Source organism: Aquipseudomonas alcaligenes, from assembly GCF_003205495.1.
In the GTDB taxonomy this organism is placed as follows: Bacteria; Pseudomonadota; Gammaproteobacteria; order Pseudomonadales; family Pseudomonadaceae; genus Aquipseudomonas; species Aquipseudomonas alcaligenes_B.
The window spans coordinates 261,839-287,985 of record NZ_QJRX01000003.1 but is presented as its reverse complement, the minus strand read 5'-3'; the positions used below and the strand labels follow the sequence as shown (position 1 = coordinate 287,985).

23 protein-coding genes are annotated in these 26,147 nt (G+C 69.9%); 14 read left to right on the top strand and 9 right to left on the bottom strand.

The genetic code is table 11. The features are described from left to right. Positions 1-50: 50 nt before the first annotated feature. Complete coding sequence (locus DMO17_RS06745) at positions 51-683, top strand: TetR family transcriptional regulator (RefSeq protein WP_110681727.1); 633 nt, start codon at positions 51-53, stop codon at positions 681-683. Positions 684-733: 50 nt separating this feature from the next. Here DMO17_RS06745 and DMO17_RS06740 read toward each other — a convergent pair whose 3' ends face one another. After that, positions 734-931 (bottom strand): heavy-metal-associated domain-containing protein, encoded by a 198-nt coding sequence (locus tag DMO17_RS06740; RefSeq protein WP_110681726.1) that lies wholly within the window; start codon positions 929-931, stop codon positions 734-736. 233 nt (positions 932-1,164) lie between these two features. On the opposite strand from DMO17_RS06740, the gene DMO17_RS06735 reads away from it, so the two are divergent. The 3 genes from DMO17_RS06735 to cueR all read left to right on the top strand — a co-directional run bounded on the left by DMO17_RS06735 (position 1,165) and on the right by cueR (position 4,388). Next, positions 1,165-1,536 (top strand): hypothetical protein, encoded by a 372-nt coding sequence (locus DMO17_RS06735; RefSeq protein WP_110681959.1) that lies wholly within the window; start codon positions 1,165-1,167, stop codon positions 1,534-1,536. A 72-nt stretch (positions 1,537-1,608) separates the two neighbouring features. Next, positions 1,609-3,993 (top strand): heavy metal translocating P-type ATPase, encoded by a 2,385-nt coding sequence (locus tag DMO17_RS06730; protein WP_110681725.1) that lies wholly within the window; start codon positions 1,609-1,611, stop codon positions 3,991-3,993. Further along, on the top strand, positions 3,990-4,388 hold the full coding sequence (cueR, locus tag DMO17_RS06725) for a Cu(I)-responsive transcriptional regulator (RefSeq protein WP_110681724.1): 399 nt from the start codon (positions 3,990-3,992) through the stop codon (positions 4,386-4,388). Before DMO17_RS06730 ends, cueR begins: the two co-directional genes overlap by 4 nt. A 46-nt stretch (positions 4,389-4,434) precedes the next feature. Here cueR and bfr read toward each other — a convergent pair whose 3' ends face one another. The 5 genes from bfr to DMO17_RS06700 all read right to left on the bottom strand — a co-directional run bounded on the left by bfr (position 4,435) and on the right by DMO17_RS06700 (position 11,674). Beyond that, positions 4,435-4,899 carry a bacterioferritin gene (bfr, locus tag DMO17_RS06720; protein WP_110681723.1) on the bottom strand — a complete coding sequence of 155 codons (465 nt, stop codon included), beginning with the start codon at positions 4,897-4,899 and terminating at the stop codon, positions 4,435-4,437. 117 nt (positions 4,900-5,016) lie between these two features. Beyond that, positions 5,017-5,904 carry an EamA family transporter gene (locus DMO17_RS06715; RefSeq protein ID WP_110681722.1) on the bottom strand — a complete coding sequence of 296 codons (888 nt, stop codon included), beginning with the start codon at positions 5,902-5,904 and terminating at the stop codon, positions 5,017-5,019. Between the two features lie 92 nt (positions 5,905-5,996). Then, positions 5,997-6,884 carry a PA4780 family RIO1-like protein kinase gene (locus DMO17_RS06710; RefSeq protein WP_021701414.1) on the bottom strand — a complete coding sequence of 296 codons (888 nt, stop codon included), beginning with the start codon at positions 6,882-6,884 and terminating at the stop codon, positions 5,997-5,999. 101 nt (positions 6,885-6,985) lie between these two features. Further along, the gene (locus tag DMO17_RS06705; protein WP_110681958.1) at positions 6,986-8,167 is read right to left on the bottom strand and encodes a response regulator; all 1,182 of its coding nucleotides are present in this window, start codon (positions 8,165-8,167) and stop codon (positions 6,986-6,988) included. A gap of 15 nt (positions 8,168-8,182) precedes the next feature. After that, complete coding sequence (locus DMO17_RS06700; RefSeq protein WP_110681721.1) at positions 8,183-11,674, bottom strand: response regulator; 3,492 nt, start codon at positions 11,672-11,674, stop codon at positions 8,183-8,185. A gap of 129 nt (positions 11,675-11,803) precedes the next feature. Here DMO17_RS06700 and ada point away from each other — a divergent pair, with 129 nt between their 5' ends. From ada to DMO17_RS06685, 3 genes are read left to right on the top strand one after another with little or no spacing between them, the layout of a single operon-like run. Further along, positions 11,804-12,829 carry a bifunctional DNA-binding transcriptional regulator/O6-methylguanine-DNA methyltransferase Ada gene (gene ada, locus DMO17_RS06695; protein ID WP_110681720.1) on the top strand — a complete coding sequence of 342 codons (1,026 nt, stop codon included), beginning with the start codon at positions 11,804-11,806 and terminating at the stop codon, positions 12,827-12,829. A 56-nt stretch (positions 12,830-12,885) separates the two neighbouring features. Then, positions 12,886-13,188 (top strand): nucleotide pyrophosphohydrolase, encoded by a 303-nt coding sequence (locus DMO17_RS06690; RefSeq protein WP_110681719.1) that lies wholly within the window; start codon positions 12,886-12,888, stop codon positions 13,186-13,188. Next, positions 13,185-13,934, top strand: coding sequence for a methyltransferase domain-containing protein (locus DMO17_RS06685; RefSeq protein WP_110681718.1), 750 nt, complete (start codon positions 13,185-13,187; stop codon positions 13,932-13,934). Before DMO17_RS06690 ends, DMO17_RS06685 begins: the two co-directional genes overlap by 4 nt. A gap of 3 nt (positions 13,935-13,937) precedes the next feature. On the opposite strand, the gene DMO17_RS06680 is transcribed toward DMO17_RS06685, so the two are convergent. Then, positions 13,938-14,849 (bottom strand): LysR family transcriptional regulator, encoded by a 912-nt coding sequence (locus DMO17_RS06680; protein ID WP_110681717.1) that lies wholly within the window; start codon positions 14,847-14,849, stop codon positions 13,938-13,940. Positions 14,850-14,981: 132 nt separating this feature from the next. Here DMO17_RS06680 and DMO17_RS06675 point away from each other — a divergent pair, with 132 nt between their 5' ends. The 5 genes from DMO17_RS06675 to DMO17_RS06655 all read left to right on the top strand — a co-directional run bounded on the left by DMO17_RS06675 (position 14,982) and on the right by DMO17_RS06655 (position 22,990). Further along, complete coding sequence (locus DMO17_RS06675; RefSeq protein ID WP_110681957.1) at positions 14,982-15,992, top strand: zinc-binding alcohol dehydrogenase family protein; 1,011 nt, start codon at positions 14,982-14,984, stop codon at positions 15,990-15,992. 82 nt (positions 15,993-16,074) lie between these two features. Then, positions 16,075-17,268, top strand: coding sequence for a sodium/glutamate symporter (gltS, locus tag DMO17_RS06670; protein ID WP_110681716.1), 1,194 nt, complete (start codon positions 16,075-16,077; stop codon positions 17,266-17,268). Between the two features lie 3 nt (positions 17,269-17,271). Beyond that, on the top strand, positions 17,272-18,765 hold the full coding sequence (locus DMO17_RS06665) for a TAXI family TRAP transporter solute-binding subunit (protein WP_110681715.1): 1,494 nt from the start codon (positions 17,272-17,274) through the stop codon (positions 18,763-18,765). Between the two features lie 81 nt (positions 18,766-18,846). Then, positions 18,847-22,734 (top strand): PAS domain S-box protein, encoded by a 3,888-nt coding sequence (locus DMO17_RS06660; RefSeq protein WP_110681714.1) that lies wholly within the window; start codon positions 18,847-18,849, stop codon positions 22,732-22,734. 67 nt (positions 22,735-22,801) lie between these two features. Next, on the top strand, positions 22,802-22,990 hold the full coding sequence (locus DMO17_RS06655) for a hypothetical protein (RefSeq protein ID WP_110681713.1): 189 nt from the start codon (positions 22,802-22,804) through the stop codon (positions 22,988-22,990). Here the strand turns inward: DMO17_RS06655 and DMO17_RS06650 are convergent. Beyond that, positions 22,964-23,551 carry an acyl carrier protein phosphodiesterase gene (locus DMO17_RS06650; protein WP_110681712.1) on the bottom strand — a complete coding sequence of 196 codons (588 nt, stop codon included), beginning with the start codon at positions 23,549-23,551 and terminating at the stop codon, positions 22,964-22,966. The two genes, DMO17_RS06655 and DMO17_RS06650, sit on opposite strands and share 27 nt — an antisense overlap. Then, positions 23,548-24,573, bottom strand: a complete 1,026-nt coding sequence (locus tag DMO17_RS06645) for an AraC family transcriptional regulator (protein ID WP_110681711.1) — start codon at positions 24,571-24,573, stop codon at positions 23,548-23,550. Before DMO17_RS06645 ends, DMO17_RS06650 begins: the two co-directional genes overlap by 4 nt. Before the next feature lie 123 nt (positions 24,574-24,696). On the opposite strand from DMO17_RS06645, the gene DMO17_RS06640 reads away from it, so the two are divergent. Together DMO17_RS06640 and DMO17_RS06635 are read left to right on the top strand one after the other, a co-directional pair. Continuing rightward, complete coding sequence (locus DMO17_RS06640) at positions 24,697-25,857, top strand: alkane 1-monooxygenase (RefSeq protein WP_110681710.1); 1,161 nt, start codon at positions 24,697-24,699, stop codon at positions 25,855-25,857. Further along, positions 25,854-26,021 (top strand): rubredoxin, encoded by a 168-nt coding sequence (locus DMO17_RS06635; protein WP_110681709.1) that lies wholly within the window; start codon positions 25,854-25,856, stop codon positions 26,019-26,021. The genes DMO17_RS06640 and DMO17_RS06635 overlap by 4 nt, the downstream gene beginning before the upstream one ends. Positions 26,022-26,147 lie beyond the last annotated feature (126 nt).

Sequence of the window (26,147 nt, the reverse complement as noted above, 5' to 3'; positions counted from 1 at the left end):
GTTACACTGCGTTCCCCTGACTGAGCCTAGACCGATTACCGATACCCGCCATGCGCCGCACCAAAGAACAAGCCGAGCAGACCCGTGCCGCCATCCTGGCCGCTGCCGAACAGTTGTTTCTGGAAAAAGGCGTGGCGCACAGCACCCTCGAGCTGATCGCCCGCGCCGCCGGGGTGACGCGCGGTGCGGTGTACTGGCACTTCGAGAACAAGGCGCACCTGTTCCACGAGATGCTCAGCCAGGTGCGCCTGCCGCCGGAGCAACTGGCCGAGCGCCTGGGCGGCTGCGACGGTGGCGACCCGCTGCTGTCGCTGCGCGACCTGTGCATCGAGGCGATCGAGAACCTGGCCCGCGACGAGCAGAAACGGCGCATCTTCACCATCCTGCTGCACCGCTGCGAGTTCACCGAGGAATTGCGCGAGGCCGAGGAACGCCACATCGCCTTCATCAACCAGTTCATCGGCCTGGTGCAGGCACTGTTCGAGCGCCCGGCCTGCCAGCAGCGCCTGCTGCCGGGGGTGACCCCGCGCCTGGCGGCGCGCGCGCTGCATGCGCAGCTGGTCGGCCTGTTCACCGACTGGACGCGCGACCCGACCCTGTTCGACCCGCTGAGCGACACCGCCGCGCTGATCGACGCGCAGCTGCGCGGCCTGCTGCGCGAATGGAATCCGCCGCCCCGATAGCCCGGGCCGGCGGATGGGGGCACCCCCGGATCGGGTGCCGTGCGGGGCGGTCAGGCCGCCTCGGCCTCGTAGCCCTTGTCGCGGATGGCCTGCAGCAACTGCTCCAGGCTCTGCCGGCTGGCGACCCGGACCTCGCCGGCGCCGAGGTCGATCTGCACTTCCGCCGCCGGATCGCCGGCCTGCACCGCCCGGGTGATGGCACGTACGCAGTGGCCACAGGACATGCCGGAAACTTTCAGGATTTGCATGGTGTATACCTCTGGTGGTTGGGGGCCTCCTCCGGCCCTGCGAGCAGTCTCAAGCCTGCCACGATGGCAAGGTCAAGCCGCGGCGACTTGTCGTTCCACGGCGTCTGAACCAAGCTGCAGGGAAGCCTCGAGGAATCACCGCCATGCGCCTGCCCGCCGTCCTGCTCGCCCTGCTCTGCCTGCCAGCCCTGGCCGATGAATCGGTGCCCGAGCCTGCCCCGCCGGCTAGCGAGATGCCAACGCCGACTCCCGCGCCGCAAGCGGCTGCCGTGCCGCTGGCACCGATGACCCTGCCCACGCCGATCGACTACGGCGTGCTGATCGTCTCACGCGAACGCCTGGAAGTCTCGACACCCTGCGAGATTGGCCTGTACCTGCAGGGCAACCTCACCGCGCGCCTGTACCAGGGCCAGTCGATCACCCTCAACCTGCCCCCAGGCCAGGTACTGGTGCGCCTCGGCCAGCTCGGCGGCCAGCACTGCCAGCCACGTTTCGAGCAGCTGCGCAGCCAGAGCCTGCAGATCAACAGCGGCGAGGTGCTCAGATACCGTATCGCCATGGACTCGCTGGGCCTGCAGCTGATCCCGGCACCGCAGAATTATTGAAGGCGTAGGCGGGGCTTGACCTTGACCCGGTGTCAAGGTTGATCCTGTGGGCGAATCGAGGAGGAATCGCCCATGTCCAACCTGCAGACCTTCGACCTGCCCATCCACGGCATGACCTGCGCCAGCTGCGCCGGCCGCGTCGAGCGCGCCTTGAGCCGGGTGCCCGAGGTACAACAGAGCAGCGTCAACCTGGCCACCGAACAGGCCCGCATCACCGCCCCGCGCGAACGCCTGGACGAGCTGCTGGCGGCCGTCGAGCAGGCCGGCTACTCGGTACCCTTGCAGAGCCTGGAGCTGAACCTCGGCGGCATGACCTGCGCCAGCTGCGCCGGGCGCATCGAGCGGGCGCTGCTGAAGGTCGCCGGGGTGCGCCGCGTCAGCGTCAACCTGGCCAGCGAGCGCGCCCATGTCGAGATGCTCGCCGGCACCTCCAGTGCCGCGCTGATCGCCGCCGTCGAGGACGCCGGCTACACGGCCAGCCTGCTCGACAGCGCGCCAACCCAGGACCCGCAGGCCGCGCTGCGCCGCGAGCGCCTGGCGGTGATCCTCGCCCTGCTGCTGGCCGCGCCGCTGGTGGTGCCGATGCTGGCCGAATGGGCCGGCCTGCACTGGATGCTGCCGGCCTGGGTGCAGTTCCTGCTGGCCACGCCGGTGCAGTTCGTCCTCGGCGCGCGCTTCTACCGGGCGGCCTGGAAGGCGGTGAAGGCCGGCAGCGGCAACATGGACCTGCTGGTAGCCCTGGGCACCAGCGCCGGCTACGGCCTGAGCCTGTACCTCTGGGCCACGGCCGAACACCATGTGCCGCACCTGTATTTCGAGGCCTCGGCGGTGGTCATCGCCCTGGTGCTGCTCGGCAAGTACCTGGAGAGCCGCGCCAAGCGCCAGACCAGCGCGGCCATCCGCGCCCTCGAGGCGCTGCGCCCGGAGCGCGCCACGCGCCTGGTGGACGGCCGCGAGGAAGAGGTGGCGATTGCCGCCCTGCGTCTGGATGACCGGGTGGTGGTGCGCCCCGGCGAGCGCTTCCCGGTGGACGGCGAAGTGCTCGAAGGCCACAGCCAGGCCGACGAGGCGCTGATCAGCGGCGAGAGCCTGCCGGTGGCCAAGGCACCGGGTGACCGGGTCACCGGCGGCGCCATCAATGGCGAAGGCCGGCTGATCGTGCGCACCACGGCCCTGGGCGGCGAGACGGTGCTGGCGCGGATCATTCGCCTGGTGGAGGACGCCCAGTCGGCCAAGGCGCCGATCCAGAAGCTGGTGGACCGGGTCAGCGCGGTGTTCGTCCCGGCCGTGCTGCTGATCGCCCTGCTCACCCTCGGCGGCTGGCTGCTCGCCGGCGCCAGCCTGGAGCAGGCGCTGATCAACGCGGTGGCGGTGCTGGTGATCGCCTGTCCCTGCGCCCTCGGCCTGGCCACCCCGGCGGCGATCATGGCCGGCACCGGCGTGGCGGCGCGCCACGGCATCCTGATCAAGGACGCCGAAGCCCTGGAACTGGCGCACAAGGTCGCGGTGGTGGCCTTCGACAAGACCGGCACCCTCACCTCCGGCCAGCCGCGCATCGTCCACCTGGCCAGCGAGAACATCGAGGAAGACGAGCTGCTGCGCCTGGCCGCCGCCTTGCAGCAGGGCAGCGAACACCCGCTGGCACACGCAGTGCTGACGGCGGCCGCGGAACGCGGCCTTACCCCGCCGCCGCTGACCGCCAGCCAGGCCCTGGCCGGGCGCGGCATCCGCGGCGAAGTGGCAGGCCGCGCGCTGGCCCTGGGCAACCAGCGGCTGTTCGACGAACTGCAGCTCGGCAGCCCGCTGCGCCAGCAGGCCACGGCCTGGGAAGCCGAGGGGCGCACCCTGTCCTGGCTGATCGAGCTGGGCACGGCGCCGCGCGTGCTCGGCCTGCTGGCCTTCGGCGACAGCCTCAAGGCAGGCGCCGCCGCGGCCGTCGCCGCACTGCGCGACCAGGGCATCGAGAGCCACCTGATCAGCGGCGACAACGCCGGCAGCGCCAACGCCGTGGGCCACGCCCTGGGCATCGACCGGGTGCATGCCCAGGTCCTGCCGGCGGACAAGGCGGCCCATGTCGCCGCGCTGAAACGCGCGGGCGTCAGCGTGGCCATGGTCGGCGACGGCATCAACGATGCCCCGGCCCTGGCCGCCGCCGATGTCGGCATCGCCATGGGTGGCGGCACCGACGTGGCCATGCACGCCGCCGGCATCACCCTGATGCGCGGCGACCCGCGCCTGGTGCCGGCGGCGCTGGAAATCAGCCGGCGCACCTGGCGCAAGATCCAGCAGAACCTGTTCTGGGCCTTCATCTACAACCTGGTGGGCATTCCGCTGGCTGCAGCCGGCCTGCTCAGCCCGATGGTGGCCGGCGCCGCCATGGCCCTGTCCAGCGTCAGCGTGCTGAGCAACGCACTGCTGCTCAGCACCTGGAAACCCGACACGGAGCAGCGCCCATGAACATCGGCCAGGCAGCGAAGCACAGCGGACTCAGCGCCAAGATGATCCGCTACTACGAGTCCATCGGCCTGCTGCGGCCGGCCGGGCGCAGCGACAGCGGCTACCGCCGCTACGGCGAGCAGGACCTGCACGTGCTGGCTTTCATCAAGCGCTCGCGTGACCTGGGCTTCTCGCTGGAGGAAGTCGGCAAGCTGCTGGCCCTGTGGCAGGACCGCGAGCGCGCCAGCGCCGACGTCAAGGCGCTGGCCCTGGCCCACGTCGACGAGCTTAACCGCAAGATCGCCGAGCTGACCGCGCTGCGCGACACCCTGAGCGAACTGGTACAGCACTGCCAGGGCGACCACCGCCCGGATTGCCCGATCCTCAGGGATCTGGAAGGTCAGTGCTGCCACTGAACATGAAAAAAGGGAGCCAAAGCTCCCTTTTTTCATCGCCTTGCTATCAGGCCTGTGACTGCAGGTAGTTCTGCAGGCCGATGCGGTCGATCAGGCCGAGCTGCTGCTCCAGCCAGTAGGCGTGGTCTTCCTCGGTGTCGTGCAGCTGCACTTCGAGGATCTCGCGGCTGACGTAGTCGCCATGCTTCTCGCACAGCTCGATGCCCTTGGCCAGGGCCGCGCGCACCTCGTATTCCAGCGCCAGGTCGGCACGCAGCATGTCCGGCACCGTGGCGCCCGGCTTGATCGGCTTGGGCGTCATGTCGGGCGTGGCTTCGAGGAACAGGATGCGCCTGAGCAGGGCATCGGCATGCTCGGTCTCTTCCTGCATCTCGTGATTGAGGCGTTCGTAGAGCTTGTTGAAACCCCAGTCCTCGTACATCCGCGAATGCAGGAAATACTGGTCGCGCGCGGCCAGCTCGCCACGCAGTAGATCCTTCAGGTAATCGACAACCGCTGCCGATCCTTTCATGAACGCTTCTCCGAAAAAACTCCGTATAGACAGGCAGCTTCGACCCTCAGAGGCGCGCGGTCAAGCACGGGAATCGAACAGTGCACGAAGCGATTCGCATTAGCCAAAGCCCCGTAGTTACTGGCTCGCCACGGGCTGACGCAGCCGTCGCAGCGGCCACGGCAACACGGTGATCGCCAGGCCGCCAAACACCAGCGCGCAGGCCAGCCAGCCGAGGCCGTCCAGCGCCTCGCCCAGCAGCAGCCAGCCGGCCAGCAGTCCCGACACCGGCACCGCCAGGGCGAAGGGCGTGACCAGGCTGGCCGGGTAGCGGCGCAGCAGGAAACTCCACAGGGCGAAGCCGACCGTGGTGGCGAGGAAGGCGATGTACAGCAACGCGCCGATGCCGCGCCAGCTCGGCTGTGCGAGCGCCGCGCCGATCGCCTGCGGCCCTTCGAAGAGGTAGGACAGGCCCAGCAGCGGCAGCACCGGGACCAGGCTGACCCAGCAGATCAGGCGCAGCATGTCGCTGGCCCCGGAGCGCTTGGTGGCGATGTTGGCGCAGGCCCAGGCCAGCGCCGCGCCGATCACCAGGGCGAAGCCCAGCAGGCTGTCGCCCAGCGGCCGCTGCAGGCCGATCAGCAGCAGCCCGCCGGCAGCCAGCAGCAGTCCGACCAGGGCGCGCGGCGTGGGCCGTTCGCCGAGCAGCACGGCGGCGATCAGCACGGTGAAGAACACCTGGCTCTGCAGCACCAGCGAGGACAGCCCGGCCGGCATGCCCAGGTGCATGCCGACGAACAGCAGGCCGAACTTGATCACCCCGAGCAGCACGCCGATCTGCACGATGCGCCACAGCGGCGCCGGCAACGGCCCGCGCAGGAACAACAGGGGCAGCGCCGCCAGGGCGAAGCGCAGGGCGCAGAACAGCAACGGCGGGAAGTCTTCCAGGCCGACCTTGATCACCACGAAGTTGACACCCCAGATCAGGGTGACCAGCAGGGCCAGGAGAATATGCGGCAGCGGCATGGACGGACTCCGGAGTCAGTGCTCGCACACTAGCAGCGCCCCGCCTTCCCCGCCCGGTACAGTTGCCGCCTATCGCGACCGGACAGCGGGCCTCACTGCGCCCAGGGCGGTGGCGGCGGCTCGTCGTGCGGGGCATCCTCGGCGTTGCGCGCGGCCTCGCGGCGCGCCTGCTCGGCCAGCGCCGCCTTGATCTCGCGCAGCACCGCACCGACATCGGCCTCCGCCTCCGGCTCGGCGAAGCGGCCGCTCAGCTGAGTCTCGGGGGTCAGCTTGCCGTCCTCGTAGAGCGCCCACATCTCCTTGGCGTAGCGGGTCTCCAGCAGCTCCGGGGCAAACTGGCCGAAGTACTCGGCCATGTTGCGCACATCGCGCTCGAGCATGCTGAAGGCATGGTTGTTGGCCGCCGCGTCCACCGCCTGCGGCAGGTCGATGATCACCGGGCCGTGCGGGTCGAGCAGCACGTTGAATTCCGACAGGTCGCCATGCACCAGGCCGGCGCAGAGCATCTTGACGATCTCGCCGATCATGAAGGCATGGAACTCGCGGGCGTCCTCGGGCAGCAGGTCGACATCGTTGAGGCGCGGCGCGGCGTCGCCATAGCCGTCGTCGACCATCTCCATCAGCAGCACGCCATCCTGGTAGTCGTAGGGCTTGGGCACCCGCACGCCGGCGGCGGCCAGGCGGAACAGCGCCGACACCTCGGCGTTCTGCCAGGCCTCCTCCTGCTCCTTGCGCCCGTACTTGCTGCCCTTGGCCATGGCGCGGGCATCCCGGCTGTTGCGGGTCTTGCGGCCCTCCTGGTACTCGGCGGCCTGGCGGAAGCCGCGCTTGTTGGCCTCCTTGTAGACCTTGGCGCAACGCAGTTCCTTGCCGCAGCGCACCACATAGACCGAAGCTTCCTTGCCGCTCATCAGCGGGCGCACGACCTCGTCGATCAGGCCATCTTCGAGCAGGGGTTCCAGGCGTTTCGGGGTCTTCATCGCGTGCCAAGGGGCTCCGGTGGGGAAATCAGCAGGCGTTATACGGCAATCCACCGCCAGCCCGCCAGCGCGAAGCGGAATCGCCTCGCGAACGGCATGCTTCAGCCCGGCGGCAGGGTCAGCTCGATGCTCTCGCCCAGCGACTCCTCCAGGCGCTGCAGCTCGCAGCGCAGCGAGGCGGCATCGTCGGCGTGTGCGCGGGCGATCTCGGCGAAAGGCTCAGCCGCCTCGATCAGCGCCAGCACCACCGAGGGATCGAAGCGCGTACCGCTGGCCGCGCTGATCTGCGCCACCGCCTCGGCGCAGGACAGCGCCTGGCGGTAGGGATGGTGGCTGGTCAGCTCCTCGTAGGCGCCGACCACCGCCATCAGCCGTGCCGCCAGCGGAATCTGCTCGCCGTGCAGGCCCTGCGGATAGCCGCTGCCGTCCCAATGCTCGTGCTGGCTATAGACGATGTCGCGGGCATCGCGCAGGAAGTCGGTGACGCTGCCCAGCTTGGCCTCGGCGGCCAGCAGGGCGTCGCGCCCGGCCTGGGCATGTCTGTGCAGCAGCTTGAGATCGTCGCCCTGCAGCGGCACCGGGCTGAGCAGGATGCGGTCGGGCAGCACCAGTTTGCCGATGCCGTGCAGCAGCGCCGACTTGCCCAGCTGGGCGACGCGCGCCTCATGCAGCTCCTCGGCCAGCAGCGGTTGCTGACGGGCCAGGGTGGCGGCCAGCTCGACCATGTATGGCTCGATACGCGCCAGGTGCTTGCCGCAGGGGTTGTCGCGCATCGCCGCGAGGCCGGCCATGGCCTCGATGGTCACCTCCTGCAGGCGCTGGATGTCGCGGGTGCGGCGGCGCACCTCCCACTCCAGGTACTCGCTCCTGTCGCGCAGGAAGTCCGCACTGGCCTTGAGCTGCAGTTGCGCGCGCACGCGGGCGAGGACGATGGGCGGGCTGATCGGCTTGGTGATGTAGTCCACCGCGCCCAGGTCGAAGCCCTGCTGCTCGTCGGCCTGCTCGCTCTTGGCGGTGAGGAAGATCACCGGGATCTCGGCGGTGGCCGGGTCGGCCTTGAGCCGCCGGCACACCTCGTAGCCGTCGATCTCCGGCATCATGATGTCCAGCAGGATCAGATCGGGCTGGCTCTCGACAGCGATGCGCAGGCCCTTGGCGCCGTGGTTGGCGACCTTGACCCGGTAGTGGTCGGCCAGCAGCTCGCTCATCAGCGTGAGGTTTTCCGGGGTGTCGTCGACCAGCAGGATCAGCGGCTGGTCGGGCCGGTCGAGCATTTCCACCATCATCCATCCCCCTGTTCAGAGCCCCAGCCCCTGTTGCTGCGCGGCCTGGCGCAGCAGGGTCCGGGCCCGCTCGAAGTCGAAACCGTGCACCGCCGCCGCCAGCGGGGCATATGCATCATTAAAGGCGCTGCGCAGCAGTTCGGCCTGCTCGTCGAAGACTTTTCCGGCACGCGGGTCGTCGTCGCCGAACAGGCGCAGCAGCTGCTGGCACACCGGCAGCAGCTGCTGCGGGTCGACCTCGGCCATGGCCTGCGCCACGGGCAGCGCACGGATCGCCGCGAGCAGCTCGGCCAGGCTGCGCTCCAGCTCGCCGAGCAGCGCGCCCAGCTCGTCGTGGCGGGCATCCTTGATCGCGCTTTCCAGGGCCGCCGCCTGCGCCGCCAGGTCGCCGGCACCGAGGTTGCCGGCCAGGCCCTTGAGGCTGTGCGCCTCGCGTTCGGCGCCCTCCTGCTCGCCGGCGGCCAGCAGCTGGCGCAGGCGCGGCGCGAACTCGGCCTGGCTGGCGGCGAACTTGTCCAGCAGGCGGCGGTACAGCTCCGGCTTGCCCAGTACCCGGCGCAGGCCGCTGGCGACATCCACCCCCGGCAACACCCAGTCCGGCGCAGTCGCCTGCGCCACCTGCGCCTGCGGCTCGGCGCGCGCCACCAGCCAGCGGCCGAGGGTGGTCCACAGTTCGGCCGGCTCGATCGGCTTGCCCAGGTGGTCGTTCATTCCCGCCGCCAGGCAGCGCTCGCGATCGGCCGGCATGGCGTTGGCGGTCATCGCCACGATCGGCAGGCTGGCGAAGCGCGGCTCGCGGCGCAGCGCCTCGGTGGTGGCGATGCCGTCGAGCACCGGCATCTGCATGTCCATCAGCACCAGGGCGTAATAACCGTCGGGATTGGCCCGCAGCAGGTCGAGGGCGATCTGGCCGTGCTCGGCCTGGTCGATCAGCAGGCCGCTCTCCTGCAGCAGGCCGCAGGCCACCTCGCGGTTCAGCTCGTTGTCTTCCACCAGCAGCACGCGCTGGCCGGCGAAGTCCGGCACCCGCTCGCCCACCGGCAGACGGGCGAAGCCCTCGGCCGCGCCCTCGCCGCCCAGGCTGCGGATCACCGCATCGAACAGCAGCGAGGGATTGAGCGGCTTGAGCAGCACCTCCTCGATGCCCACCCGCTGCGCGCCCGCCAGCACTTCCTCGCGGCCGTAGGCAGTGGCCATCAGCAGGTGCGGTGGCGGCTGCAGGTGCAGCTCGCGCAGCTTGCACGCGGTTTCCAGGCCATCCATGCCGGGCATCTGCCAGTCCAGCAGGATCAGCTCGAAGGGTTCGTGGCGCAGCACCGCCTGCTGCACCCGCTGCAGCGCCGCCTTGCCGGAATCCACCGTCTCGACGCGGAAGCTCATGCTCTCCAGCATGGCGCCGAGCACCTGGCGCGCGCTGTCGTTGTCATCCACCACCAGCACCCGGCGGCCACGCAGGTCCGGCTGCGCCAGCAGGCGCTGGCCCTGCTGCCCGGCGATGCCCAGCGGCAGCCGGCACCAGAACAGGCTGCCGCGCCCCGGCTCGCTGTCCACCCCGACGCTGCCGCCCATGGCCTCGGCCAGGCTCTTGCAGATGGCCAGGCCGAGGCCGGTGCCACCGTACTTGCGGGTGGTGGAACTGTCGGCCTGCTGGAACGACTCGAACAGCCGGCCCTGCTGCTCGCGGGTCAGGCCGATGCCGGTGTCGCGCACGCCCAGGTAGACCAGCACGCCGTCGGCCGTGCGGCCCTCGTCGCGCAGGATCACCTCGACCTCGCCCTGCTCGGTGAACTTCACCGCGTTGTTGGCGTAGTTGATCAGGATCTGCCCCAGGCGCAGCGGGTCACCGATCAGCTGTTGGGGCAGCGCGGGATCGAGGTTGAACACCAGCTCCAGGCCCTTGCTCCCGACCTTGTCGCCGATCAGGCTGGCGAGGTTCTCCAGCACCTGCTGCAGGTCGAACTCGATGCGTTCGATGGTCAGCTTGCCGGCCTCGATCTTGGAGAAGTCGAGGATGTCGTTGATGATCCCCAGCAGGTGCTGGCCGGCCTGCTGGATCTTGCTCAGGTAGTCGCGCTGGCGCGGATCGAGGTCGGTCTTCAGGGCCAGGTGCGACATGCCGATGATGGCGTTCATCGGCGTGCGGATCTCGTGACTCATGTTGGCCAGGAAGTCCGACTTCAGCCGCGCCGCCTCCTCGGCCAGCTCCTTGGCCTTGGCCAGCTCGGCCTCGGTCTGCTTGCGCACGGTGATGTCGCGGCTGACCCCGACCAGGCCGAGCAGTAATCCACGTTCATCAACGAACGTGGTGCGCAAGGTGTTCAACACCACTCGCCGGCCATCTGGGTAGATCGCCCAGCCCTCGCTTTCGAATGGCCCGCTCCAGTTCAAGGCCGTGAGGTCATGTTCAAGGCGGGCCTCGGCCCACTCGGGGACGAGCAACTCTTCATCACGCTTGCCCGCCACCGCCTCGCGGTCGCAGCCGAACAGCTCGGCGCAGGCCTGGTTGATGCCCAGGTAGCGGCCCTCGGCGTCCTTGAACCAGATCGGGTCGGGGATGGCGTTGATCAGCGCCACCAGGGTGCTGCGCTGGCGCTGGGCCTCGGCTTCGGCGCGCTGGCGCTCGGCGATCTGCACCGCCAGGCGGCGGTTCCACACCAGCACGAAGGCGATCAGCGCGACCAGGCCGAGCAGGTAGGGCCAGCCCACCTGCAATAGGCGCCGCCAGTTGAAGGCGGTCAGCGGCGGCAGCCAGCGCGCCTTGATGCTCTCCTGCTCCGCGTCGCCCAGGCTGGCCAGGGCCTTGTCCAGCAGGGCGACCAGCTGGGTCTGGTCGGTCCGCGTGGCGAAGCGGAACTCGCTGGTGGACAGGCCGGTCTCGCCACGCAGCTCCAGGTTGGTCAGGTTCAGCTCGCGGATCAGGTAGCTGGCCACGATCATGTCGCCGACATAGGCCTCGGAGCGCCCGGACGACACGGCGCGCAGCGCCGCCTCGGTGTCGCGCACCTCCAGCAGCTGGACGCCCGGCACCTTGTCGCGCAGCGCCTGCTGCAGCACATAGCCGCGCTCGATGGCCACCAGTTTGCCGGCCAGGTCGCCGGGGCGCTGCACCGCCACGTCGGCACGGGTGAAGATCAGGCTGCTGCTGACCAGGTAGGGCGCGCTGAAGGCCATGTAGGCCTGGCGTTCGGGGGTCATGGCCACCGAGGGCAACAGGTCGACCTGGCCGTCGCGCAGCGCCTGCTGGGCCGCTTCCCAGTCGTCCAGCAGCACCGGCTGCAGGCGCACGCCCAGGCGCTGGGCGAGCAGCGCCAGGTAGTCGCCGCTGAGGCCACGGTGCTGGCCCTGCTTGTCGATCACGTCGAAGGGTGGCCAGCCGCCACGCTCCAGCCCCACCCGCAACACCGGGTGCTCGGCCAGCCAGGCGCGCTCGTCCTCGTCCAGCTGCAGATCGGCGCGGGCCAGCAGCGGCAGCAGGCAGAGCAGGAGCAGGCAGCACAGGCGCGGCATGGAAGGCTCCTTCCGTGGTCGAGGCGTTTTCAGCATAGGCTTTGAAAGTCAGATGCGGATTGGCAGCGGCGGCGGGCGGATCGACAATCGGGCCATACGCATTCGGGGGACCGCCTCCGGGAGATCGCCATGCTCGATCACGACCACTGCTGGCAGGCCCTGTGCGAGCGCGACGCGCGCTGCGACGGGCAGTTCGTCTTCGCCGTACGCAGCACCGGCATCTACTGCCGGCCCAGCTGCCCGGCGCGGCGGCCGCGGCGCGCCAACGTCAGCTTCCATGCCGACGCGGCCAGCGCCGAGGCCGCCGGTTTCCGTCCGTGCAAGCGCTGCTCGCCGCAGGGCCAGAGCCCGGCCGAGCAGCTGGACGCGCTGGTGGTGGCCGCCTGCCGCCTGCTGGAGAGCAGCCAGCAGGCGCCGACCCTCGACCAGCTGGCGGCGCGCATCGGCCTGTCCGCCTCGCACCTGGCGCGGGCCTTCAAGGCGCGCACCGGGCTGACCCCGCGCGCCTGGTTCGCCGCCCAGCGCCGCCAGCGCCTGGAAGCCAACCTGCCGCAGGCCGGCACGGTGCTGCAGGCGGCGCTGGAGGCCGGCTACTCCGGCACCCGCGCGCTGTACGAGGAAACTTCCGCCCTCAGCCCCGCGCGGCGCCGCCAGAGGGGCGCCGGCGAGGTGCTGCGCTACGCCATCACCGACTGCCCGCTGGGTCTGCTGCTGCTCGCCGTCAGTGACAAGGGCGCCTGTGCCCTGCTGTTCGGCGACGACGAGGCGCAGCTGGAGGCCGAGCTGCAGCAGCGCTTCGCCGCCGCCGAACTCAGACGCGACCAGCGCGGCCTGCGCGACTGGCTGCGCGAGGTGCTCCAGCAGGTGCAGGAGCCGAGCCGAGCCGCCAAGCTGCCGCTGGACCTGCGCGGCAGCGCCTTCCAGCAGCGGGTATGGCAGGCCCTGCGCGAGATTCCGCCGGGGCAGACGCGGCGCTACGGCGAGCTGGCCGAGCAGCTCGGCAGCCACGCCCGCGCCGTGGCCCGTGCCTGCGCCAGCAACCCGCTGGGCCTGCTGGTGCCCTGCCACCGGGTGGTCGGCGCCAAGGGCGCGCTCACCGGCTACCGCTGGGGCGTGCCGCGCAAGCAGGCGCTGCTGGACCGGGAAGGCGCCTGACGGGCTTGCGAGGCGGCGGCTTCGGGCCGAAGCTATGCGCCCCGAAGGAGAGCCCCATGGACATCGCCGAACTCACCCGCCGCCTGCACGCGATTCGCGACCACAACGACTGGCGCCGTTTCCACAGCCCGAAGAACCTGGCCATGGCCGCCAGCGTGGAAATGGCCGAGCTGGTGGAGATCTTCCAGTGGCTCTCCGAAGACCAATCGCGCCAGCTCTCCGCCGAGCAGCTGCAGCATGCCGGTCAGGAGGTCGGCGACATCGTCCTCTACCTGTTGCTGCTGTGCGCCGAGCTGGGCATCGACCTGGAGCAGGCGGTGCGCGCCAAGCTGGCCGACAGCGAGAGGCGCTTCGCATGACCGACCGGCATTTCGACGAACTCGCCACCCGTTTCGCCGAGAAGATCTACGGCGGCGCCAAGGGTGCCATCCGCCTGGCCGTGCTGCAGGCCGACCTCAAGGAAGCGCTGCCGGAACGGCCGCTGCGGGTGCTCGACGTCGGCGCCGGCCTCGGCCACATGAGCCTGTGGCTGGCCCAGCGCGGCCACAGCGTGACTCTGGCCGAACCGGCCGAACCCATGCTGGAGGGCGCGCGCCAGCGCTTCGCCGAAGCCGGTGTGGAGGCGACCTTTATCCAGGCGCCCTGGCAGGACCTGCTCGGCCAGCTCACCGAGCCCTACGACCTGGTGCTGTGCCATGCCGTGCTGGAGTGGCTGGCCGAGCCACACGCCATCCTGCCCGTGCTGCACCAGCTCACCGCCGCCCAAGGCTGGCTGTCGCTGGCCTTCTATAACAAGGACGCGCTGGTCTACCGCAACCTGCTCAAGGGCCACTTCCGCAAGCTGCGCAAGGAGCGTTTCGCCGGCGAGGGACAGAGCCTGACCCCGCAGCAGCCGCTCGACCCGCGCGAGCTGGCGGCCCGGCTGGCGGAGCACTGGACGGTGGCGAGCCGCAGTGGCGTGCGGGTATTCCACGACTACATGCCGGCCGAATTCCAGGCCAAGGCCGAACTCGCCGACCTGCTGGAGATGGAACTGGCCTACCGCCGCCACCCGAGCTTCGCCGGCCTCGGCCGCTACCTGCACTGGCTCTGCCGGCCGCGCTAGCGGCTACCAGGGCGCGTCGGCGAGCTGCTCGGCACAGCGCTGCTGGAGGAACTCGCGCAGCAGGCGCACCGCGCCGCTGAGCTGGTCGCGGTGGGCGCAGATCAGGTTGAGCGGGGTCGGTTCGCCCTGCCAGTCCGCCAGCAGCACTTCCAGGCGCCCGGCGCGAACATCGTCGGCCACGTCCAGCCAGGACTTGTACACCAGCCCCTGCCCCGCCACGGCCCAGCGCCGCACCACATCGGCATCGTCGCTGACCCGGTTGCCCGCCACCGTAAGCGCCTCACGGCGCTTGCCCGCGGTGAAGCTCCAGCGCTCGTGCACCCGACCGCCGAGCATGTACAGCAGGCAGTTATGCCCACGCAGCTCCTCCGGCCGACGCGGCCGGCCGTGCTGCGCGCAGTAGGCGGGCGAGGCGCACAGCACGCGGCGGTTGCTCGGCGCGACGGGCAGCGCCACCAGGCTGGAGTCCTCCGGCGCCCCGTAGCGCAGGGCGATATCCACCGGCTGGCGATAGAAGTCGGCCAGCCGGTCGCTGAGCAGCAGGCGCAGCGCCAGCTGCGGATGGCCGGACTGGAAGCGGTCGAGCCAGGGCAGCAGCACGTTGCGCCCGAAATCCGAGGGCGCGGCGATCTGCAACACCCCACCGAGGCCCTGGCGGCCGCAGGCCAGTTGCTGGCGGCCGGCCTCCAGGCTGGCCAAGGCGGCACGCGCATGCTCCAGGTAACGCTCACCCTCGGCGGTCGGCCGCAGGCTGCGGGTGGAGCGCAGCAGCAGGCGGCTGCCGAGCTGCGACTCCAGGCGCTTGAGCGCGGCGCTGGCCACCGCCGGCGAGCAGTCCAGCTCGCGCGCGGCGGCGGACAGGCTGCCGAGCTCGGCCGTGCGCACGAACAGGGCGAGATCATCGAGGCGCAGCATGGCAACTCCACTTTCAAAATTCTGTTGAAAGAAACTCTATGGCAAGCCGATTTTTCCCGCCAATTGAATGAATCACCATGCGCTCGACAGCAGCCGCCCCGGCTGCCGCTTGCGCCCTGAGGAATGAACTTCGTGAAAGCCATCGCCTACTACCAGTCCCTGCCCATCGAGCATGCCGAGGCGCTGCTCGACCTCGAACTGCCGGTGCCCCAGCCCGGCCCGCGCGACCTGTTGGTGGAAGTGCGGGCCATCTCGGTCAACCCGGTGGACACCAAGGTCCGCCGCAATGTGGCGCCCGAAGCCGGCCAGGCCAAGGTACTGGGCTGGGACGTGGCCGGCGTGGTGCGGGCGGTGGGTAGCGAGGTCACGCTGTTCCGCCCCGGCGACCGGGTGTTCTACGCGGGCGCCATCGACCGCCCCGGCGCCAACAGCGAACTGCATCTGGTCGACGAGCGCATCGTCGGGCACATGCCCGGCTCGCTGGACTTCGCCCATGCCGCGGCCCTGCCGCTGACCAGCATCACCGCCTGGGAACTGCTGTTCGATCACCTCGGCGCACGCGAGGGCCAGGGCGCTGGCCAGTGCCTGCTGGTGATGGGGGCCGGCGGCGGGGTCGGCTCGATCCTGGTGCAGCTGGCACGCAGGCTCACCAGCATGACCGTCATCGGCACCGCCTCGCGCGCCGAAACCCAGGCCTGGGTGCGCGAGCTGGGCGCCCAACACGTGATCGATCACAACCAGCCGCTGCTGCCGCAGTTGCAGGCTCTGGGTATCGCGCAGGTCGAGCGGGTCGCCAGCCTGACCCACACCGACCAGTACTTCGACCAGCTGGTGGAGGCCCTGGCCCCGCGCGGCAGGCTGGCCCTGATCGACGATCCGGCGCAGCTCGACGTGACCCAGCTCAAGCGCAAGAGCCTGTCGCTGCACTGGGAGTTCATGTACACCCGCTCCCTGTTCCAGACCGCCGACATGATTGAACAGCACCGCCTGCTCGAACGTGTCGGCCAGCTGATCGACGCCGCAGTGCTGCGCACCACCCTGGGCGAGCACTTCGGGCGCATCGACGCGGCCAACCTGCGCCGCGCCCACGCCTTGCTGGAAAGCGGCAAGGCACGCGGCAAGATCGTTCTGGAAGGCTTCTGAAGACAGCCCCGGCGCCCTGGTCTAGGCTCTGCTCATGCCCCGCAAGCGGGCGTGCCAGAGCCGATCCGGATAAGGAGCGCCGATGACGCTGCAACCCGTGGAAACCCTGCTGGCGACCGTGCTGGTTCTACTCCTGGGCCGCCACGTCAACCGCCTGATCCCCCTGCTGTCGCGCTACAACATCCCCGACCCGATCACCGGCGGCCTGCTGTTCGCCCTCGGTATGCTGCTGGTCGGCAGCGTCACGGAGCTGCCCCTGGAGTTCGACGTCACCCTCAAGCCGGTACTGCTGCTGGCCTTCTTCGCCGCCGTCGGCCTGTCCGCCAACCTCGGCCTGCTGCGCCAGGGCGGCAAGCGCCTGCTGCTGTTCGTGCTGGTGCTGGCGCCCTTCCTGGTGCTGCAGAACCTCACCGGCCTGCTGATCGCCTGGGGCCTGGACCTGCATCCGCTGATGGGCCTGATCGGCGGCACCATCACCCTGGTCGGCGGCCATGGCACCGGTGCAGCCTACGCCGAGCGCTTCGCCGAGGTGCACAACATCCAGTCGGTGATGGAGCTGGCGATGACCGGTGCCACACTCGGCCTGGTGCTCGGCGGCATCTGCGGTGGCCCGCTGGCGCAGTGGCTGATCCGCCGCCATGCCCTGGCCGGCACCGATGGCCAGGCCGCCGCGGCGCAGCCCAGCGCCGATGGCGACGCCGCACCGATCAGCTCCGCCAGCCTGATCCCGGTGCTGGCCGCCGTGCTGGTCGCGGTACTGGCCGGGCAGTGGCTGGCCGACCTGGTCAGCGGCGCGCCGGTGACCCTGCCCAGCTTCCTCTGGTGCCTGCTGCTCGGCGTGCTGATCCGCAATTGCGGTCACCTGGTCGGCCTGCGCCTCAACGACGCGGCCATCGAGCTGGTCTCCAGCCTGGCCCTGGCGCTGTTCCTGGCCATGACCATGATGGCGCTAAACCTGGCCAGCGTGGCCAGCCTGGCCGGCCCGCTGCTGCTGATCCTGCTGGGTCAGGTGGTGCTGGTGCTGGCCTACGGCGGCGCGCTGGTGTACCGCGCGGTCGGCCGCGACTACGAGAGCGCGGTGATGTCGGCGGCCTTCTGCGGTTTCGCCCTGGGCGCCACCGCCACCGCCATCGCCAACATGCAGGCCATCGTGCAGAAGTACGGCCCGGCGCCGCAGGCCTTCCTGGTGGTGCCGCTGGTCGGCGCCTTCCTCATCGACCTGATCAATGCCCTGGTACTGACCGGATTCCTGGCGCTGCCGGGCATGGGGAGCTGAACCATGCTGCGCATCCTCACGATCGCCCTGCTGGCCCTGCTCGCCGCCTGCTCGCGCGGCCCCGAGCAGCAGGCCCTGGAAGCCGACCTGCGGCAGCGCCTGGAACAGGCCTTCCCCGTCGACAGCCTGAGCCTGGTGGCGCTGCACCGGCGCGGCTCGGCCAGCGACGCCCATGCCGCCCCCGGCGAAGCACGCCTGCTGGTGTACTTCGATGCCGAGCTGCGCCTGGAGCGCGACCTCGACTTCGGCTCCTGGGACTCGCCCGGCGTGGCCAGCCTGATCAGCGCCCTGGGTGCCGGCCCACGCGGCCTCAGCGGTATCGAGAGCGGTGGCAACCGGCGCGGCGACCTGCTGCGCGCCCACGGCAGCCTGATCTACCGCCAGCAGGACGGCGCCTGGCAAGCCGTGGTCCCGCAGGGCTTCAGTGCCCCGCGGGCGCCGCAGACCAGCGCCGCGGCCAGTCCGCGCGAGGCGCTGGTGCTGGCCATCAGTACCGCGCTCAACCTGGCGCCCGGCGGCACCGGCAGCGCCGAGCGCAAGGTCATCAGTGACGAGCTGGAACGCTCGCTGACCAACATCCAGGGCCGCCTCGGCCGCCTGCACAGCGGCTACCCGCTGGCCGGCGGCCCGCAGGCCGGGCAGTACGCGCGCTTCGCCCAGGCCATGAGCAGCGCGCTGCGCGAGCAGGGCCTGAGCATCCTGCCGCTGAACACCGAGGGCGGCCTCGACAACCTGCGCCTGCTGCGCGCCGGCGAGGTGCTGCTGGCCCTGTCGCAGAGCGACATGGCGCACCTGGCGGTGAGCGGCGCCGGGCCCTTCGCCGAAGATGGCCCCAACCACCGCCTGCGCGCCCTGGCCAGCCTCTACCCGGAGCCGGTGCATGTGCTGGTGCGCGCCGACGGCGAGCTGCGCAGCATCGCCGACCTGCGCGGCCGGCGCGTCAACCTCGGCCAGGGCGGCTCCGCCTCGCGGCACACCGCTCTGGCCGTGCTGGCGGCCCACGGCCTAGAGCCACAGGACCTGGCCGAGGCGGCCAGCCTGGACCTGCAGCAGGGCCTGGCGGAACTGCGCGATGGCGGGCTGGACGCCCTGATCCAGGTGATCGGCAGCCCGGCCGACAACATCCGCGCCGCCAGCGAAGCCTTCGCCCTGCGCCTGCTGCCGCTGGAGCCGGCGGCCATCGCGCGCCTGCAGCAGGAGCGCCCCGGCAGCTTCGCCTATCAGCTGCCGCGTGCCAGCTACCCCGGCCAGGCCGAGCCGGTGGCCACCCTGGCGGTCAGCAGCCTGCTGCTGGGCAGCGACCAACTGACCAGTCGCGAGGTCGAGCTACTGGTGCGCCAGCTGTTCGACCTCGACCGCCAGTGGCTGCAGTACGGCAGCGTGCAGGGTGGCCAGCTGTCGCCGGACAACGCCCAGCGTGGACTCGGCGTACCGCTGCACGAAGGCGCCGAACGGGCCCTGCAGCAACTGCGCTCCGTCGCCCCGCCGGCAGGATGAGCAACAGCAGCTAGACTCAAGCAGACCCGGCCTTTCGGCAGTGGTCCGGGGGAATCGACCGGACCGCCGAGAGGGTTCAGGATGCAACCCACCATCACCAGGCCGCTGCGCGTGGCCGCCATCTATCTGTTGTTCAGCGTTGCCTGGATTCTGCTGAGCGACTCCCTGCTGCAGACGCTGGTCAGTGACGAATCCACCCTGGCCTGGCTACAGACCGCCAAGGGTCTGCTGTTCGTGCTGCTCAGCGGCCTGCTGATCCTGCTCCTGTGCCGGCACGAACAGCAGGTCCAGCAACGCCTCGAACACGGCCTGCGCCAGCACCTGCTGCAGCTGCAGCAGGCCCAGCGAGATGCCGGCCTCGGCACCTGGAACTTCGACGGCCAGCTGCACTGGTCGCCCGAGGCCCTGCGCCTGCTCGGCCGTCCCGACAGCGACAACACCGGCCACCTCGACGACCTGCTCGGCTGGCTCTACCCGGCCGACCGCAACGCCGTGCAGCGTGCCTTCGGCATCATGCTGGAGGCCGGCACGCCGCTGCTGGTCAATGCCCGGCTCAATCGCCCGGGCAGCGAACCGGTGGTCTGGCTGATGCTGCGCGGCACCCTCGACGGCAGCGGCCACGCCCATGGCAGCGTGCAGAACATCAGCGGGCAGAAACGCGACGAACAGGCCCTGCGCGAGAGCGAGCAGCGCTTCCGCCAGCTGTTCGAGCAGACCCCGCGCATCGCCGTGCAGGGCTACGACCGCGAGCGCCGGGTGATCTTCTGGAACCAGGCCAGCGCCCAGCTCTACGGCTACAGCGTGGCCGAGGCCATGGGCCGGCGCCTGGAGGAGCTGATCATCCCGCCGCCCATGCGCAACCAGGTAGTCAACGACATCAACGCCTGGATGATCGGCGGCCCGGCCATCCCCGCCGCCGAGCTGACCCTGCAGCACCGCGACGGCCGCGCGGTGCACGTGTACTCCAGCCACCTGATCCTGCGTAACGCGCGCAACCAGCTGGAGCTGTACTGCGTCGACATCGACCTGGGCCAGCAGCACCTGGCCCACCAGCAGTTGGAGAGCAGCGAGGCACGCTACCGCGAACTGGTCGAGCAGCTGCACGAGGCGATCTTCCTCACCGACGCCAGCGGCCGCCTGAGCTTCGTCAACCCGGCCTGGCAGACCATCAGCGGCTACAGCATCCAGGAAAGCCTGGGCCGTCCGCTGCTCGACTTCGTCGAGGACGACCACCAGGAAGAAGTCGGCCAGCAGATCTCCGCCATCCTCGCGCGCCAGGCCAGCGGCTGGCTCGGCGAGCTGCGCCTGCGCGACGCCGGCGGCAGTCCGCACTGGATATCGCTGCGTCTGGCGGCCGCTGAACCGGGCCTGCGCGGCAGCCTCAGCGATATCCAGGAACGGCGCCACAGCCAGGCCCTGCAGGAGGCGCGCAACGCCGTGCTGGACCGCATGCTGGCGCAGCGCCCGCTGCAGGAGAGCCTGGGCGACATGGCCCGGCGCCTGGAGCAGATCAACCCGCAGATGCTGGTCTCGATCATGCGCCTGGAGCAGGGCCGCCTGCGCGTGCTGGCCGCCCCCAGCCTGCCCGGCCAGTACGTCGAGCAGGTCGATGGCAGCGCCGCGCGGCTCGGTGTTGGCAGCTGCGGGCACGCCGCTGCCAGCGGCGAGCTGACCGTGGTCGAGGACATCCGCGAGCACCCGTACTGGCTCGAGTTCCGCGAGGTCGCCCGCCTGGCCGGGCTGCGCGCCTGCTGGTCGCTACCGTTCAAGAACGACCAGGGCGATGTGCTCGGCGTGTTCGGCATCTACCACCGGCGGGTGACCCGCCCCTCGGCCGACGACATCGCCCTGGTGGTCGAGTTCACCCGCCTGGCCGGCCTCGCCGTGCGCCAGCAGCAGCGCGACAGCGAACGCCTGCAGAGCGAGCTGCGCTTTCGCGCCACCTTCGAGCAGGCCGCCGTCGGCATCGCCCACCTGGCACCGGACGGCCACTGGCTGCGGGTCAACCAGCGCCTGTGCCAGATGCTCGGCTACGCGCGCGAGGAACTGATCCAGCTGACCTTCCAGGACGTCACCCACCCGGACGACCTGCAGAACGACCTGGGCCTGACCCAGCAGTTGCTGAGCGGCGAACTGTCCCGCCTGAACATGGAGAAGCGCTATGTGCGCCGCGACGGCAGCACACTGTGGGCCAACCTCAGCGCCACCCTGGTGCGCCACACCAATGGCGAGCCGCACTACTTCATCTCGGTGGTCGAGGACATCGGCCTGCGCAAGCAGCAGGAACAGGCCCTGCGCCAGGCCGCCACGGTGTTCGAGAGCACCCAGGAAGGCGTGGTGGTGGTCGATGCCCAGCGCCGCATCCTCACCAGCAACCCGGCCTTCACCAGCATCACCGGGCTGAGCCAGCAGGAAGTGCTCGGCCGGCGCCTGCCGCTGCTGCCCGGCAGCGATCTGGACCGCACCCGCTACCGCACCCTATGGCGCAAGGTGCAGGACAGCGGCCACTGGCAAGGCGAACTGAGCAGCCGGCGCCAGGATGGCTCGCGCTTCCCCTTCTGGCTCACCGTCAGCCAGGTGCGTGACTGCGACCCGCAGCAGCCGCAGTACGTGCTGACCTTCACCGACCTCAGCCAGTACCGCGACAGCCAGGAGCGCCTGGCCCACCTGGCGCACTTCGACACCCTCACCGACCTGCCCAACCGCCTGTACGCCATGGAGCGCCTCAACCATGCCCTGGAGCATGCGCAGCGGCACAACGAACGGGTGGCGGTGCTGTACTTCGACCTGGACAACTTCAAGACCATCAACGAGAGCCTCGGCCACAAGGTCGGCGATGAGCTGCTGGTGGCCGTGGCCCGTCGCCTGCAGCAGCGCCTGCGCAACGAGGACACCCTGGCGCGGCTGAGCAGTGACGAATTCCTCGTGGTACTGGAGAACCTGCAGCGCCCCGAAGAGGCGGCCACCATCGCGCGCACCCTGATCGAGCTGCTGGAGCGCCCGCTGCCGCTGGGCAACGGCGGTCGCGAGGCCTACCTGAGCGCCAGCATCGGCATCAGCCTGTACCCGGACGACGGCTTGTCCGGCGACGACCTGCTGCGCAACGCCGACAGCGCCCTGCACCAGGCCAAGCAGGAGGGGCGCAACACCTTCCGCTTCTATACCCAGGGCCTGACCCACCAGGCGCACACCCGCCTGACCCTGGAGGGCCGCCTGCGCCAGGCGCTCAAGCGCAACGAACTGCTGCTGCACTACCAGCCGCTGGTGGACGCCGAGAGCGGCCGCGCCATCGGCGTGGAGGCCCTGCTGCGCTGGCACAGCAGCGAGGGCATGGTGTCGCCGGCGCAGTTCATCCCGCTGGCCGAGGAGACCGGGCTGATCGTGCCGATCGGCACCTGGGTGCTGCGCGAGGCCTGCCGGCAGATGCAGTTCTGGCGCCAGCAGGGCGTGGCGCTGCAGACCCTGGCGGTGAACCTGTCGCCACGCCAGTTCCGCCAGGCCGACCTGCTGCAGCAGGTGCGCGAGGCCCTGCATGACAGCGGTCTGCCACCCGAGTACCTGGAACTGGAGATCACCGAGGGCGCGCTGATCGAGAACGTCGAACAGGCCCAGGCCAGCCTGGCGGCGCTCAAGGCGCTGGGCCTGAAGCTGGCGATCGACGACTTCGGCACCGGCTACTCGTCGCTGGCCTACCTGCAACGCTTTCCGCTGGACAAGCTGAAGATCGACCAGAGCTTCATGCGTGGCGTGCCGGAGGACCAGGCCAACCTGGAGATAGTCGCCACCATCATCGGCCTGGCACGCAACCTCAAGCTGCGCGTGTTGGCCGAGGGGGTGGAGACGCCCGAGCAACTGCGCGCCCTGCGCCAGCTCGGTTGCGAGCAGTGTCAGGGCTACCTGTTCAGCCGTCCGCTGAGCGCCGTGCAACTGGTGCACTGGCTACACAGCGACCATCAGTCGGTCGGTTGATCCAGGTCATGGAAGCCTGATCCGTGCCATCTACACTGCAGATTCCGGTTTTCTCTGGAGGTCTGCCATGGACATCCGTATCCGCCAACTCAGCACCGCCAATGGCCCACGCTGGCAGGTCTGCCTGGACCAGCACGGCGTCAGCTTCCGCAGTGAACGCGAGGCGCTGGAGTTCATCGCCACTCTGGAGACCCGCCTCAAGGCCCCCCACCCGCTGCCCTGGCGTGACTCAGGGGCGACGCGCAACGCCAGCTGAGGCGACGAATGCCTGCAGCTCGGGATAAAAGGCGCGGAAGTCATCGCTGAGCGGCTGGTACAGGCGCTCCAGTTCCAGCATGGCACCCTCCAGCAGCTGCGGCCGCGACAGGCGCCGGCTCATGCCGCCGATGACCTGCTCCAGCACGGCGAACTCGCGGTAACTGCCCAGCCAGTCCTGCGCCGCCATGCGCGGGGCGATGTAGGCCAGGCGCTCGGGCAGTTCGCGCTGGGCCGCCAGCACCTCATAGACCCGGCCAGTGAACTGCGGCAGTGGTTCAGCGTGGTAGTCCGCCCAGTCGCGCGCCAGGCAATGATCGAAGAACAGGTCCAGCAGAATGCCCGAAGTACGCCGCCGCTCGGCGGGAAAGCGCGCCCGCGCCTGCTCGACCAGCGGGTGGCGGTCGGTGAAGGCGTCGATCTGCCGGTGCAGGCGGATGGCCGCTTCGAGGTCGGGCGGAAAGCGCCCCGCCAGCGGTCCCTTGACGAAATCGCCGTACAGGCTGCCAAGCAGCTGCGCCGGGCTATCGCCGCCCAGATGCAGGTGTGCCAGGTAGTTCACGCCGCGGCCTTGCGCCAGGCATTGGGGGTCATGCCCAGCCAGCGGCGGAAGGTACGGCTGAAATTGCTGGTGTCGCGATAGCCGAGGCGCTCGGCCACCGCTTCAACGCTCAGCTCGGTGTTCTGCAGCAGCCAGCAGGCCAGCTCCTGGCGCACCTCGTCGAGCAGCAGCTGGTAGTGGGCGCCCTCCTCGCGCAGGCGGCGGATCAGGGTGCGCTCGGACAGGTGGAACTCCTCGGCCAACTGCTCCAGGGTCGGGTAGCTGCCGCTGCAGGCCAGCAGGCGCAGCTGCACCTTGCTGGTCCAGTCACCGCCATGACGAGTACCGAGCAGCTGGTGCTCGCAGTCGCGCAGGGCGATGCGCGCGGCCTGGGCGTCGGCGCTCAGGCTCGGTCGGTCGAGCCAGGCCAGCGGCAGGCAGACGCTGCAGGCCTCGGCGGCAAAGCTCACGTGTGGCCCCAGCAGCTCGCGGTAGCGCGCGCCCCAGGGCGGCTCGGCGAAAGGAAAAGCGAACTCCAGGCGGCCTTCCGGCAGGCCGCCGCACACCGCCTCGAGCAGGCGCAGGCAGACCCCGGCCAGGCTGGTGAGGATGTGCTCACGCACATCGCCCAGGTCGAACAGCTCGTCGACGCGAATGCGATAGCGCTCCCCCTCCTCGCTCCCCGACAGGCGCAGGCTGGACAGGCGCAGCACGCTGAAGCGCTCCAGCACCTGCAGCACGCCACGCAGGTCCGGGCACAACGCCGCGGCGTAGCCCACCGGGCCATGGGCCGACACCGGCGTGGCACAGCCGACCTCCAGGCCCAGCCAGGGACAGTCGGTAAGCACGATGGCGCGGCGCACCAGGCGCTGCACCTGGGCGAAGTTGAGCGGGCGGTTGTCGCGGTGCAGGTGCTGCCAGTCCAGCCCGGTACCGCTGAGGATGTCGTCCTCGGTAAAGCCGCGCTGGCGCAGCGCCGCGCACAGCAGGCGGGCGTAGATCGGGTGCAGGCAGGGTTGCAGCGGGACGAGGCTGGGTTCCATGGCGGCTTCCGGCGCGGGGCTCGACTGTCACCATATGACGATTTTCTGCCCATCTCAACGGTTCTGCGCAACACCAATGCGGTCCATGCTGGCCACAGGTCGTAGAACCTCGGAGAGAACAACATGGAAATCGCCCTGCCCTACCGTGATCACAAGCGCCCACTGTGGCTGCTGTCGCTGTTCGTTCCCATCCTCGGGCTGATCGGCCCGGCGCTGTACCTGCTGGTGTCGCCCAGCGAACTCTGGCTGTGGCTGTCGCCGCTGTTCTTCTATTTCGGCATCCCGCTGCTGGACGCACTGATCGGCGAGGACCCGAGCAACCCGCCGGAGTCCGAAGTGCCGGCGCTGGAAGCCGATCCCTACTACCGCTGGATCACCTACCTGCTGGTGCCGGTGCTGTGGGCCTCGTTCATCGCCATCTGCGTATTCGTCGCCAGCCAGCCGCTGAGCGCAACCGGCCTGCTGGCGATGATCATCAACACCGGCGGCGGCCTGGGTTTCGCCATCAACCTGGGCCACGAGATTGGCCACAAGAAGAGCACCCTGGAGCGTTGGCTGGCCAAGCTGGCGCTGGCGCCGGCCTGCTACGGGCACTTCTACATCGAACACAACCGCGGCCATCACCGCGATGTGGCGACGCCGGTCGACCCGGCCTCGTCGCGTATGGGCGAGTCGATCTACCGTTTCGTCCTGCGCGAGATGCCGGGCGGCTTCCGCCGTGCCTGGCAGCTGGAGCGGGAACGCCTGGCGCGCTGCGGCAAGAGTCCCTGGAGCCTGGACAACGAAGTGCTGCAGCCGGCGCTGATCAGCCTGGCGCTGTACGGCGCGCTGGTGGCCGCGCTGGGCTGGCAGATCCTGCCGTTCCTGCTGCTCAGCGCGTTCTGGGGCGCCTTCCAGCTGACCTCGGCCAACTATCTGGAGCACTACGGCCTGCTGCGGCGCAAGCTGGAAAATGGCCGCTACGAGGTGTGCCAGCCGCACCATTCGTGGAACAGCAACCACCTGTTCTCCAACTGGGCGCTGTTCCACCTGCAGCGCCATTCCGACCACCACGCCCACCCGACCCGGCGCTACCAGTCGCTGCGCAACTTCCCCGATCTGCCGCGCCTGCCCAGCGGCTACTTCGGCATGTACCTGCTGGCCTACGTGCCGCCGCTGTGGTTCCGCCTGATGAACCCGCGGCTGATCGCGGCGGTACAGGGCGATGCGGCACGCATCAACTTCCAGCCGGGCCTGCGCGAGCGCCTGATGCGCCGCTACGGCCTGCAGGAGCACGCCGCATGAGCCGCTACCGCTGCCCGGAATGTGGCTACTGCTACGACGAGGCCCGTGGCGAGCCGCACCAGGGCTACCCGGCTGGCACGCCGTGGGACGCCCTGCCGGACGACTTCGCCTGCCCGGACTGCGCGATCCGGGTGAAGGACGAGTTCGAGCCGCTGTCCGAATGACCCACCCCGGCCGCGAGCCACGCGCAGGCTCGCGGCCTGCCCATCAGCAGCGTCGATAGTCGCTATCGGAACAAACGATCTGCGTATCGGGAAAGCCCGATATACAGTTCGCCTCAATCCGATACG